Origin of the sequence: Luteitalea sp., from assembly GCF_022842525.1 — a bacterium.
Classification (GTDB): domain Bacteria; phylum Acidobacteriota; class Vicinamibacteria; order Vicinamibacterales; family Vicinamibacteraceae; genus Luteitalea.
In genome coordinates this window covers 1-12,306 of sequence record NZ_JALHPM010000086.1, presented here as the reverse complement: position 1 = coordinate 12,306, position 12,306 = coordinate 1, and the positions used below count along the sequence as shown (strand labels likewise).

12 protein-coding genes are annotated in these 12,306 nt (G+C 70.7%); 7 read left to right on the top strand and 5 right to left on the bottom strand.

Annotated elements, in window-relative coordinates; translation table 11 throughout:
• The first annotated feature begins 13 nt into the window (after window positions 1–13).
• Genes Q0C41_RS17105 through Q0C41_RS17075 form a run of 7 tightly spaced genes read left to right on the top strand, consistent with a single transcriptional unit; the run spans window position 14 to window position 7,748 of the window.
• Window positions 14–1,114, top strand: coding sequence for a glycosyltransferase family 1 protein (locus tag Q0C41_RS17105; RefSeq protein WP_291985599.1), 1,101 nt, complete (start codon window positions 14–16; stop codon window positions 1,112–1,114).
• On the top strand, window positions 1,114–2,226 hold the full coding sequence (locus Q0C41_RS17100; RefSeq protein WP_291985597.1) for a glycosyltransferase family 1 protein: 1,113 nt from the start codon (window positions 1,114–1,116) through the stop codon (window positions 2,224–2,226). The genes Q0C41_RS17105 and Q0C41_RS17100 overlap by 1 nt, the downstream gene beginning before the upstream one ends.
• Window positions 2,223–3,050: a glycosyltransferase family 2 protein gene (locus Q0C41_RS17095; RefSeq protein WP_291985595.1), complete on the top strand. Its 828-nt coding sequence runs from the start codon at window positions 2,223–2,225 to the stop codon at window positions 3,048–3,050. Before Q0C41_RS17100 ends, Q0C41_RS17095 begins: the two co-directional genes overlap by 4 nt.
• 40 nt (window positions 3,051–3,090) lie before the next feature.
• The gene (locus Q0C41_RS17090) at window positions 3,091–4,206 is read left to right on the top strand and encodes a glycosyltransferase family 1 protein (RefSeq protein ID WP_291985593.1); all 1,116 of its coding nucleotides are present in this window, start codon (window positions 3,091–3,093) and stop codon (window positions 4,204–4,206) included.
• Window positions 4,203–5,372 carry a glycosyltransferase gene (locus Q0C41_RS17085; protein ID WP_291985591.1) on the top strand — a complete coding sequence of 390 codons (1,170 nt, stop codon included), beginning with the start codon at window positions 4,203–4,205 and terminating at the stop codon, window positions 5,370–5,372. Before Q0C41_RS17090 ends, Q0C41_RS17085 begins: the two co-directional genes overlap by 4 nt.
• The gene (locus Q0C41_RS17080; RefSeq protein ID WP_291985588.1) at window positions 5,366–6,808 is read left to right on the top strand and encodes an undecaprenyl-phosphate glucose phosphotransferase; all 1,443 of its coding nucleotides are present in this window, start codon (window positions 5,366–5,368) and stop codon (window positions 6,806–6,808) included. The genes Q0C41_RS17085 and Q0C41_RS17080 overlap by 7 nt, the downstream gene beginning before the upstream one ends.
• A 7-nt stretch (window positions 6,809–6,815) precedes the next feature.
• Window positions 6,816–7,748: a UDP-glucuronic acid decarboxylase family protein gene (locus Q0C41_RS17075; protein WP_291985586.1), complete on the top strand. Its 933-nt coding sequence runs from the start codon at window positions 6,816–6,818 to the stop codon at window positions 7,746–7,748.
• Here Q0C41_RS17075 and Q0C41_RS17070 read toward each other — a convergent pair.
• The 5 genes from Q0C41_RS17070 to Q0C41_RS17050 form a co-directional block, all read right to left on the bottom strand.
• Window positions 7,745–8,296, bottom strand: coding sequence for a CDP-alcohol phosphatidyltransferase family protein (locus Q0C41_RS17070; protein WP_291985585.1), 552 nt, complete (start codon window positions 8,294–8,296; stop codon window positions 7,745–7,747). The two genes, Q0C41_RS17075 and Q0C41_RS17070, sit on opposite strands and share 4 nt — an antisense overlap.
• 22 nt (window positions 8,297–8,318) lie before the next feature.
• A complete protein-coding gene (locus tag Q0C41_RS17065; protein WP_291985583.1) occupies window positions 8,319–9,746 on the bottom strand; it encodes a tetratricopeptide repeat protein in 1,428 nt (475 codons plus the stop codon).
• The gene (gene hflX, locus Q0C41_RS17060) at window positions 9,743–11,041 is read right to left on the bottom strand and encodes a GTPase HflX (protein ID WP_291985581.1); all 1,299 of its coding nucleotides are present in this window, start codon (window positions 11,039–11,041) and stop codon (window positions 9,743–9,745) included. The genes Q0C41_RS17065 and hflX overlap by 4 nt, the downstream gene beginning before the upstream one ends.
• 1 nt (window position 11,042) lies before the next feature.
• A complete protein-coding gene (locus Q0C41_RS17055; protein ID WP_291985579.1) occupies window positions 11,043–11,528 on the bottom strand; it encodes an aminoacyl-tRNA deacylase in 486 nt (161 codons plus the stop codon).
• Window positions 11,525–12,306: MFS transporter (locus Q0C41_RS17050; protein ID WP_291985577.1), on the bottom strand; the 782-nt coding region annotated here is incomplete at its 5' end. The genes Q0C41_RS17050 and Q0C41_RS17055, both read right to left, overlap by 4 nt.

The window sequence follows — 12,306 nt, the reverse complement described above, 5'->3', positions numbered from 1 at the left end:
TAGCATACGTGCCGTGAGGGTGCTGCTCGACTATCGACCGGCGCTGCGCGCGCGAACCGGCGTTGGCGAGTACGTGCATCGGACGGCCCTGGCCCTGGCGGCCACGGCCCGCCCGGGCGACCGCGTCGCCGTCTTTTCCAGCAGCTGGAAGGATCGCCTTCGCGCCCCGTCGCCCGACATCGAGACCCGGGATGCCCGCGTGCCCGTGCGCCTGCTGAACCGGGCCTGGCATCGCCTCGAGTGGCCGCCGGTCGAGTGGATGGCAGGCCCGACCGACGTCGCGCACTCCCCCACCCCCCTCCTGCTGCCCGCGCGGCGCGCCGCCCAGGTGGTGACCATTCACGACCTGTTCTTTCTCGATCACCCGGAGGGCACCGCGGCCGAGATTCGCCGTGACTACCCGACCCTCGTGGGTGATCACGCGCGGCGGGCCGACCTGGTCGTCACCGTCTCGGCGACCGTCGGCGCCCAGGTGGCCCAGCGCCTCGACGTCGACCCGGCGCGGATCGTGACCTGCCCCAATGGCGCGCCCGACTGGACACCGCGGGCGGCCGTGCCGACCGACGGCCCGGTCATCGCCGTCGGCACCCTCGAACCCCGCAAGAACATCGCGGGCCTGCTGGATGCCTGGACCTGTCTGCTGGAGGGCGGACTCCGCGTGCCGTTGCTGCTGGCCGGCGGCGCGCCGTCGTCGGCCGCCCCGCTGCTCGAGCGCCTGACGCGACCGCCCCTGGCCGGCGTCGTGCGCCACGTCGGCTATCTGGAGGAGGCCGACCGCGAGGCGTTCTATGCCAGCGCCCGCCTGCTCGTGCTGCCCTCCTTCGACGAAGGCTTCGGGCTGCCGCTCGTCGAAGCCATGGCTGCGGGCGTGCCCGTCGTGGCGTCGCAGCGCGGGGCGCTGCCCGAGGTCGGTGGCGATGCCGCGGTGTACGTCGATCCGGACGATCCACGGGCGATGGCCACCGTGATCGCGTCGCTGCTGGGCGATGCGGGGCGGCTCGAGACGATGCGGGCCAGGGGCGCGGCGCGGGTCGGGCAATTCTCGTGGCAGACCTCCGCGGTCGGGCTCTGGGCGGCGTATGGCCAGGCGATCGCCCGCCGGAGTGCCCGCTGATGCGCCTCGGCGTCGACGCCCGGGAACTCGGCGGCCACCCGACCGGCGTCGGACGCTACCTCCGCGAGCTGCTCCGGCGATGGCAGATCGACCCGGCGTGCGCGACGGCCGAGGTAACGCTGTTCACGCCCCGCGCCGGGCTCGAGGCCTGGGCGGCGTCACCTGGCGAGGGCGCCCGCGTCCGCGTGCAGGTCGTCGACGGGGCGGGAGGCACGGTCTGGGAGCAGCGTGATCTCGCCCGGGCGGTCCGCGCGGCCCGGCCCGATGTGTTCTTCTCCCCGGCCTATACGACCCCGCTGCTCCTGCGCGTCCCGATCGTGCTGGCGATGCACGACGTCTCCTTCGCGGCCCACCCCGAGTGGTACACCTGGCGCCACGGCGCACGTCTGCGGTGGCTGGCCCGCCTGGGCGGCCGCCGGGCCACGACCGTGCTGACGCTGACCGACTTCTCCGCGCGCGAGATCGGACGGTACCTGCGCGTGCCCGCCGACCGCATCCAGGTGATCCCGCTGGCCGTCGACTACCTCGACGCCCCGCCCGTCCCGGCCACGCCGACGGCGGTGGCGCCCGTGGTGCTCTTCGTCGGGTCGATCTTCGAGCGGCGTCACCTGCCGCTGCTGCTCGAGGGCGTCGCCCTGGCGCGCCGCGACGTGCCCGACCTGCGGCTCGACGTCATCGGCGAGAACCGCACGTCGCCGCGAGTCGACCTGCCCGCGCTGGCGCAGCGCCTGGGGGTGGGCGAGGCCGTGCGGTTCCGGGACTATGTGCCCGACCGCGATCTCGAGGCCGCGTACGCCGCCGCGGGCGTCTTCGCCTTTCTCTCGGAGTACGAGGGATTCGGCCTCACGCCGCTCGAGGCCATGCGACACCGCGTGCCCACCGTGGTTCTCGACACGCCGGTCGCGCGGGAGGTGTACGGCGACGGCGTGCGGCATGTGCCCCTGGGCGACGCGGCTGCCGTGGCCGCCGCCATGGTGACGCTGCTGCGCGACCCGACGGCGCGCGACCGACAGCTGGCCGCCGCCGACGCCATCGTCGCCCGCTATCGCTGGGCCGATGCGGCACGGGCGACGTGGGCCGCCCTGGTGGCCGCCGCGGAGCGGCGCCGATGAGGGCGTCGCTGTCGATCATCGTGGTGACCTTCAACGCCAGGGCCGATGCGCTGGCGTGCCTGGCGTCGGTGCACGCGCATGCCCCGGCGCGGCCGTGGGATCTCGTGGTCGTGGACAACCAGTCCACCGATGGCACCGCCGACGCCGTCGGCGACCGATGGCCGGACGTCCATCTGATCCGCCTGCCGGAGAACATCGGGTTCGCGGCCGCCAACAACGTCGGCATCCGCGCGTCGGCCGGCACGCTCGTGCTGCTGCTGAACAGCGACACGCTGGTCGAGGCCGGCCAACTCGAGGGGTTGTGCGCCGCGCTCGAGGCCACCCCCGAGGCCGCGGCCGCCGGGCCCCGGCTGGTGGACGGCGCCGGGCGCCAGGAGTTGTCGTTCGGCCCGATGATCTCGCCGGCCGGCGAGGCCCGACAGAAGGTGCGCCTGCGCCTCCTGGACAGCGGCCCGGACGCCATCCGGGACCGCATCACCGCGGTGATGCAGCGGCGACAGTTCGTGGACTGGGTGAGCGGCGCCTGTCTGCTGGTCCGTCGCGCCGCGGCCGAACAGGTCGGCCTGATCGACGAGCGGTACTTCATGTACTGCGAGGACGTGGACTTCTGCGCCGCCCTGCGGGCGGCGGGTCATCGCATCCTCTACGCCCCCGAGGTGGTCGTCACCCATCTGCGTGGCCGGTCACGCGCGACCGCGCCGGCCGCCACGACCCGCCGTTACCGCGACAGCCAGCTGGCCTTCTACCGCAAGCACCACCCGCGGTGGGCCCGGCTGCTGCGCTGGTACCTGGCCGCCCGCGACATCACGGGCCGGAGTTCGTGAGCACGGCGCCGGCCCGGGGCCCGGTGTAGACTCGCCACCGATGCGCGTGGCCATCGACATCCGGAAGTTGCGCGACTACGGCATCGGCACGTACGTGCGCAACATCGTCACGCAGATCGCGCAGCTCGATGGCGACAACGAATACGTCCTCATCAGCCGGCCGGAGGACCTCGAGTTCACCCGCAGCCTGGGGCCAAACATTCGCGGCGTGATCAGCACCGCGGGCAACTACTCCGTGCGCGAGCAGTTCTCCATCCCGTCAGTGGTGCGGCGCGAGCGGGTCGACGTCTTCCACGCACCGCATTACGTGCTGCCGCCGATGATGTCGTGCCCGTCGGTGGTCACCATTCACGACTGCATCCACCTGATGTTCCCGCAGTACCTGCCGAGCCGCCTCGCCTACGCGTACGCCCGGGCGTTCATGTGGTCGGCCGCGCATCGCTCGTCGCACGTGCTGACGGTGTCGGAGGCGTCCAAGCGCGACATCCTCCGCTTCTTCCGCATCCCGCCCGAGAAGATCACGGTGGCCTACAACGCCATCGACGAGCGCTTCAACCGCATGCCGGCGGCCGAGGACATCGCCCGCGTCAAGGAGCGGTTCCAGCTCCACGACCCCTTCGTCCTCTACGTCGGCAACATCCGGCCGCACAAGAACATCGAGCGACTGATCGAGGCGTTCGCCCTGGTGCGGACGGGGTCGCTGGCCAACACCAAGCTCCTGATCATCGGCGACGAGATCAGCAAGTACCCGACGCTGCGCCGGGCCGTCCATCGGGGCAAGCTGCACAAGCATGTGCGCTTCCTCGGCTTTGTCGGCGACCAGACGCTGGCGGCGCTCTATCGACTGGCGACGGTGTTCGCGTTCCCGTCCCTGTACGAGGGCTTCGGGCTGCCGCCGCTCGAGGCGATGGCCAGCGGCACCCCGGTGGTGACCTCCAACGTGTCGTCGCTGCCGGAGGTGGTCGGCGACGCGGCCATCCTGGTCGACCCGCGCGAGCCGACGGCCATCGCCCATGGCCTGCGCCGTGCGCTGCTCGACCCGGGGCTGCGCGACCAGATGCGGGAGCGCGGCTACGCGCGCGCCCGGCACTATTCCTGGACGCGGACGACGGAGACGATCCTGCGGATTTACCGCGAAACCGCGGCGGGCCGATGAACGACGCCGCCGATGGCAGGGGCGCCTCGCCGAGGCGTCCGCCGGCCCTCCCCGGGGTCAAGGTCGCGCTGGTCCACGACTGGCTGACGGGCATGCGGGGCGGTGAACGGGTGCTCGAGGTGCTGTGCGACCTCTTCCCGGAGGCGTCGCTGCACACGCTGCTGCACGTCCCCGGAAGCGTCTCCCCGACCATCGAGCGGCATCGGCCGCAGACGTCGTTCCTGCAGCAGGTCCCGGGCATCGCCCGTCTGTACCGCCACCTGCTGCCGCTCTACCCGCTGGCCATCGAAGGGCTCGACGTCGGTGACGCCGAGATCGTCATCTCGACCAGTCACTGCGCGGCCAAGTCGGTGCCGACGCGTCCGGGCACCCGCCACCTCTGCTACTGCTTCACGCCGGTGCGATACGCCTGGGACCAGTTCGATGCCTATTTCGGCCCGGAACGGGTCGGCCGGGCCCGGTCGGCCGTGATGCGGCCGTTGCTCGACCGCTTCGCGCGCTGGGACCAGCGCACGAGCAGTCGGCCGGACCGCTATGTGGCGATCTCTCAGTATGTTGCGCGGAGAATCGGCCGATACTATAATCGGCGATCGGCCGTGGTGTATCCGCCGGTGGACACGGTCTACTTCACGCCGGGCGACGCGACGCGGGAGGGCTTTGCCCTGATCGTGTCCGCGCTGGTGCCGTACAAGCGGGTGGATGTGGCGGTGGCGGCGTGCCGATCGATTGGCGTGCCGCTAAAGGTCGTGGGGCAGGGCCCGGACGCGCGTGCGCTGGCGCGGCTCGGTGGTGCCGGGGTCGAGTTCCTGGGCGCCTTGCCCGATGCGGACGTGCGGGACCTGTACCGACGGGCGGCGCTCGTGCTGCTGCCCGGCGAAGAGGATTTCGGCCTGGTGCCCGTGGAGGCGCAGGCCTGCGGGACCCCGGTCGTGGCTCTCGGACGTGGCGGTGCCACCGAGACCATCGTGGACGGGGGCACCGGCGCGTTGACCGGCGAGGGGATCGAGGCCTGCGCCGCCGGGATCCGGCGGGTGCTGGACCACCCCCCGTCCCCGGACGCCTGCCGCAAGCAGGCGGAACGGTTTTCCACCGAGCGATTCGTGCTGCAACTCATTGGCGAAGTGATGGACATGCGACAGGCCGCCCCGGAGGCGGTGCGATGGTAAGGCGCTACAACCGCCTGTTCGTGGCGCTCCACGTCGCCGCAGACTCGTCGGCGGGCGTGGTGGCCTTCCTGCTCGCCTACTGGGTCCGCTTCCACTCCGGACTCATCGCCGTCACCAAGGGCTACCCGCCCTTCCAGCAGTACCTCTGGCTGGCCCCGCTGGTCGGCGTGCTCGTGCCGGTGGCTTTCCATCTGCACGGCATCTACCGGCTGCGTCGCGGCCGCTCCCGCATCGACGACTTCTTCGGCGTCCTGGTCGGCAGCGTCCTGGCGGTCGTCCTCGGCGTGGTGAGCACGCTCTACGTGCAGACCTACTACGTCCCGGACCAGTTGAAGGACCGCGGCGTGTTCGAGGTCAGCCAGCTGGTGTGGGGCCTGTTCCTGTGCCTCAACGTCGCGCTCACCTTCCTGACGCGCGTCGCCGTCCGCGACTGGATGGAGCGCCGCTGGCGTGCCGGCATCGGCCTCAAGCGCGTGCTGGTCGCCGGCTCGGGTGATCTCGGCCGTCTGGTGGTGGACCGGATCCTGGAGCACCGGGAACTCGGCCTCAAGGTCGTCGGCTTCGTCGACGACCGGGCCGAGGGCGGGGCGCACCTCGGCTATCGGGGCCTGCCGCTGCTCGGGACGCTGGACGAGACGCCGGAGATCCTCCAGCGCGAGAAGATCGACCACCTCTACATCGCGCTGCCGCTCGAGGAGCACGTCAAGATGCTCGGGCTGGTCGAGAACGCCAACCGCGAGATCGTCGACATCCGCGTCGTGCCCGACCTGCTGCAGATCATCTCGCTGCGGGCCCGCCTCGAAGACCTCGACGGCCTGCCGATCATCAACATCCACGACGTCCCCCTGCGCGGCCTCAACGCCGTGCTGAAGCGCACGATGGACTTCGTGCTGGCGGCGGTGAGCCTGCTCGTGCTGGCCCTCCCCATGCTCATCCTGACGCTGGTGATCCGGATGACCTCGCCCGGACCGGCCCTGTTCCGTCAGGAACGCATGGGCCTGGACGGCAAGGCGTTCTACGTGTGGAAGTTCCGCTCGATGGCCGACGGTGCGGAGCGCAACTCCGGGCCGGTCTGGGCCGTCGAAGACGACCCGCGCTGCACGCCGATCGGCCAGTTCCTCCGTCGCAGCAATCTCGACGAGCTGCCCCAGTTGTGGAACGTGCTGCGCGGGGACATGTCGCTGGTCGGGCCGCGGCCCGAACGCCCGTTCTTCGTCGACCAGTTCAAGCAGCGGATTCCGCAGTACATGCTCCGCCACAAGGTCCGCGCCGGTCTCACCGGCTGGGCGCAGGTCAATGGCTGGCGCGGCAACACCTCCATCGAGAAGCGCATCGAGTACGACCTGTACTACATCGAGAACTGGTCCCTCATGCTGGACCTCAAGATCATGTGGCTGACCGTGATCAAGGGGTTCTTCCACAAGCACGCGTACTGAGATCCCCATGCCACGTGTCGTCATCACCGGAGCCGCCGGCTTCATCGGCTCCCATCTCGCTGAAGCCCTGCTCGATCGCGGCGACACCGTCGTCGGCATCGACAACCTGCTGACGGGCGACACGGCGAACATCGCGCACCTCATCAACCGCGACTTCACGTTCATCAAGCACGACGTCACCAACTACATCTACATCGATGGCCCGGTCGACGCCGTGCTGCACTGGGCCAGCCCGGCCAGCCCGATCGACTACCTCGAGCTGCCCATCCCGACGCTGAAGGTCGGGGCGCTCGGCACCCACAAGGCGCTGGGCCTGGCGAAGGAGAAGAAGGCGCGCTTCGTCATCGCCTCCACCTCCGAGGTCTACGGCGATCCGCTCGAGCATCCGCAGAAGGAGACCTACTGGGGTAACGTCAACCCGGTCGGCCCGCGCGGGGTCTACGACGAAGCCAAGCGCTTCGCCGAGGCCATGACGATGGCGTACCACCGCTACCACGGGGTGGACACCAAGATCGTCCGCATCTTCAACACGTACGGTCCGCGGATGCGGGTCAACGACGGTCGATCCGTGCCGGCCTTCATGAGCCAGGCCCTGCGCAACGAGGACGTCACCATCTTCGGCGACGGATCGCAGACGCGCAGCTTCTGCTACGTGACCGACCTGGTCGACGGCATCCTGCGTCTGCTCGACTCGGACCTGAACGACCCGGTCAACATCGGCAACCCGCACGAACTCACCATCAAGCAGATTGCCGAGACGATCATCAGGATGACCGGGTCGACGTCGACGCTGGTCTACAAGCCGCTGCCCGAAGACGACCCGAAGGTCCGCCGCCCCGACATCACGCGGGCGCGCACGCTGCTCGGCTGGGAGCCGAAGGTCTCGCTCGAGGACGGCCTCACCAGGACGATCGAGTACTTCAGGAAGAAAGTGCTCTAGGTCGGCGTCGTCTTGGGCCGCTGTGCCGTGAGCAGGTAGTGCAGCGCGCTGAAGACGGCGATGGCGCCCGACGCCATGAAGCACAGCCCCGGCACCGGCGAGGGCGTGGCGAGCCAGTTGAACAGCAGCGTGATGACGCCGGTGACGGCGAAGGTGGCCGTGGCCAGCTTTCCCCAGATCGACGGATAGAACGTGCGCGGCCCCAGCGCCAGGTTGACGATCGAGACCGTCAGGACGATGCCGAGGTCGCGACTGAAGACCACCACCGTCAGCCAGAGCGGAATGCGGTGCGTCAGGTGCGGCAGCGGCAGCGTCAGGATGATGAACATCGTGAGCAGCAGCAGCTTGTCGGCTACCGGGTCGAGCCAGGCCCCGAGCGTCGTCAGGTGGCCAGACCGACGGGCGAAGTAGCCATCCAGCATGTCGGTGAGGGACGCCACGACGAAGACGCACAAGGCGCCCCCCAGGTAGCCGTAGACGAGCAGCATCGCGAACACCGGAATCAACAGCATCCGGAGCAGCGTCAGCTGATTGGCAAACGTCAGCACGGTCCCAGTTCCCACATGGCCGCTACGGCTGCCGCCCGCCGCGCCCCTGCGATGGGCGGGCGCCGGCGCCGGCCACGGCGAGGGCCCGGTCGACCAGACCGGCGAGGCGATCGATCGATTCCACCGCGTCGGCGCCGGTCATCGGCCGACTGATTCCGAAGGTCTGCCCCTCCAGCGGACGCATGACCCCGCTTGCCACGGCGCGCGAGATGGCCAGGTACTGCGTGTGCCCGGGTCGGACGTCGGCAAAGGCCAGCCGTGCGTCCTTCCAGCCCTGCGCCGCCTGTGGGGCCCGGGCCGCCAGCAGATTGAGCATGCGGGTGACGACGGCGGCGAACTCGCCGCGGGTCATGCCGGCGTTCGGCTGGAAGGTGTGGTTGGGGTACACCTCCATCGCGCCGGCCCGGGCCGCCAGCAGAATCGACGCCTGCGCCCAGTGGCGCCGCCCATCGGTGATGAGCACGGTGCCGCGCGCCGCCGCCTGCAGCAGCGACGGCGTCCTGTAGGCCAGCAGTGCCGCCGCCTCGCCGCGCGTCACGCGGGGCGAGGCGCCGATGGCCTTGAACTCGGCCGGCAGAGCGGCCTCCTTGAGCCCCGTCTCGATGTCGGTGATGCGCTGTGACAGCTCCGGCAGCGCCGGGTCCAGCGCGAGCGCCCGACGGTAGTCGGCCATGGCCGCCTCGGTCTCCCCCGCCGCCTCCTGCAACTCGCCCCGGATCGCGTAGGCGCGCGCATCCTGGGGATCCAGGACGAGGGCGCGGTCGATCAGCGTCCGGGCGCGGTCGCCGTTGCCCAGGCGCCGCTCGACGTCGGCCAGGTCGCGATGGAGGAAGCCGCTGTCGGGCGAGGCCTTCACCGCGCGGCCGAAATGATCGCGGGCCTCCTCGAGGCGGCTGCCGGCCAGCGCCGCCTGCGCCGCCGCGACATCGCTCTGGACGGCGCGGAAGCGCAACACTTCCACGCGGCGCAGCGCCACCGGCTGGTCGGGCACGCGCTCGAGGACGGACTGATACGTCTCGAAGGCCTCGCCCTCGCGGCCCAACTCGACGAGCGCTTCGCCGCGACCGACGAGGGCCGGCACGAACCCCGCCTCCACCGCCAGCGCGCGATCGAACCACTGCAGGGCGTCGGCTGGCTGCTCCTGCGACAGGCGACTGAAGCCGAGCGCGGCCTGCGAGGGATAGACGCCGGGCGCCTTCTTGAGCAGGTCGCGCAGCGTCCGCTCGGCGCCCTTCGGATCGCCGCTCTGCAACTGCAACCAGGCGCGTTCGTGCGGCCGCGCGATCCGGTCCTGCCGGGCCAGATCGGCGGGCAGTTGCGGCTTCGGGTAGTCGGGATAGCGATCGGCGCCCGGCACGATGACGGGCGGCGGCACCGGGCGACTGCACCCGGACGCCACCCCGAGCAGCAGGGCCGCGGCGACCGTCCAGCGGCGAAGATCCCGTCTCACAGCGCCAGCCCGTCCTGCAGGCGTTGCATCAATCGACGCGGAACCTCCGCCTCGATGCTGACCCGGTCCCCGTCCGCGTCATGACTCAGCACGCGCGCCACGCGGTAGAGCCGTTCGATGGCGTCGCGATCCTCCTGCCGGCCCTGATCGAACGAGAGCGTGACCCGACGGGTGTCGAGCGAGAGCGCCCGGGCGATCTCGGTGACGAGGCCGTCGACGCCATCACCGGTGATGGCCGAGATCTGCAGCGAGCCTTCGTAGGCCTGGCGCAGGTGTTCCCTGGCGCCGGCGTCGAGGCGATCGGCCTTGTTGAACACCAGCAAGGTCGGCACGTCGGCGGCATCCACCTCGCCGAGCACGCGATCGACCGCCTGCATGTGCCGCTCGTAGTCGTCGATCGACGCGTCGACCACGTGCAGCAGGAGGTCCGCGTCTGCGACCTCCTCGAGCGTCGCCCGGAAGGCAGCCACCAGCGTGTGCGGCAGCCGGTCGATGAATCCCACGGTATCCGACAAGGCGGCGTGCTGGCGGTTGGGCAGCTTGAGCTCCCGTGTGAGCGGATCGAGCGTGACGAACAACGCATCGGAGGCGACCGCCGAGTCGTGCGTCAGGCGGTTGAACAGCGTCGTCTTGCCGGCGTTGGTGTAGCCGACCAGCGCCACGGCGGGCAACTCCGACCGGCGACGACGATCCCGCAGCTGCCCCCGGCGACGACGCACTTCGGCGAGGTCGTCGGTGAGCGTGCCGATGCGCAGGCGGATGCGGCGGCGGTCCGTCTCGAGCTTGGTTTCGCCAGGCCCCCTCGTGCCGATGCCACCACCGAGGCGCGACAACGCCGCCGAGGCGCCGACCAGGCGCGGCAGCAGGTAGCGCAACTGCGCCAGTTCGACCTGCAGCTTGCCTTCGCGCGTCCGGGCGCGGCGGGCGAAGATGTCGAGGATCAGCTGCGTCCGGTCGATCACCCGCAGCTGCAGGATTTTCTCGATGTTGCGCAGCTGCGCGGGCGTCAGCTCGTTGTCGAAGATGACCAGGCCCAGGTCCGACTCCTCGCACGCCGCCTTGAGCGTCTCGAGCTTGCCCGAGCCGATCAGGGTGGCCGGGTCGGGCCGGTCGCGTTCCTGGGTGAACCGCAGGACGGGCTCGATGGCCGCGGCGTCGGCCAGACCGGCCAGTTCCTCCAGCGCGTCCTCGACATGCGTCTTGCGCGCCGCACCACTGATCAGGCCGACGAGCGCCGCCCGTTCTCGCCCGCGCGAGCTGCGGTCTTGTCCCTCGAAATCCGTCACCGAAGGCATGTTAGCACCTCGGTCCGGCCCCGATCGCAACGTCCACCGGCACCGCCCGAAGCACATCCACCAGGGCGTCCGGCGCCAGACTGACGAGCAGTCCGCGGGCGCCACCGTTGAGATAAATCCGTGGCAACGACAGCACGCTACGCTCGACATAGGTCGGCAGTGACTGACGCGTGCCGAACGGTGAGGTGCCACCGAACAGGTAGCCCGTGGCCCGCTGCGCCACGGCCGCCGCCGCCGGCTCGATGCGCTTGACGTCGAGGGTGCGCGCCAGCGCCTTGAGCGACACCTCGCGGTCGCCGTGCATCAGCACCAGCAGCAGCTGTCGGCCGTCGGCCTGCAGCACCAGCGTCTTGATCACGACATGTTCGTCGACGCCGAGTTCCCGGGCCGACACCCTGGTGCCGCCGTGGTCCTCGTAGCGGTAGGGGTGCGACGCGAACGGCACGCCGGCGGCGCGCAGCGCGCGAAGCGCCGGGGTCGTGCTCACGTCTCCTCCACCGACGGCTGCTCGGCGCGGTCGACCCGCTCGCGCAGCACGTAGCTCACCATCGCCGACAGCACCGCGAGGGTGATCATGCCGACGATGAACACGCTGCGGATGGAGATGCGCGCCAGGACCCCGCTGGCCATGGGACTGACCGACAGCCCCACCAGCGACGCGCTCGTCAGCAGGCCGAAGCCCGTCGACCGAGACTGCTCCGGGATGACATGCCCGGCGGCGGTGAACGACGCGGTCATGGCCACGCCGATGGCAAACCCGAAGACGATCGTGGCGACGACCAGCCAGACGACAGGCGCCCCGACGACGAACGGCAGCAAGCCGGCGGCGGCGGCCAGCGCCGTCCAGCGCAGCAGCGCGCGCGGCGGCCACCGCTGCAGCAGTCGCTGCGTCACGAGGTTGCCCAGCGCGCCGGCGGCGGCCACCGACGAGAACAGCACGCCTGCCGCGAGGGCGAGGTGGCTCCGAGCGACGCCGAGCTGTTCGAGGTACAGGGGCAACACCGGACCGAAGCTGCGATCGACCAGCTGCAATCCGAAGATCACGCCCATCAGCAGCACGAACTGCTGGAAGGCGGCGCCGCTGGCGAAACTGAGCCGCGGGGGCTCGCCGTCAGGCGTCTCCAGCGCCGGCAGCCGGGCTGGTTCGACGAACCAGCGCCACACGAGGACGAACGCCAGCAGATAGAAGAGGGACGACACGAAGAAGGTGGCGCGGATGCCGATGGCCACCGCCAGCACCCCGCCGATGGCCGGTCCGAGCGCCG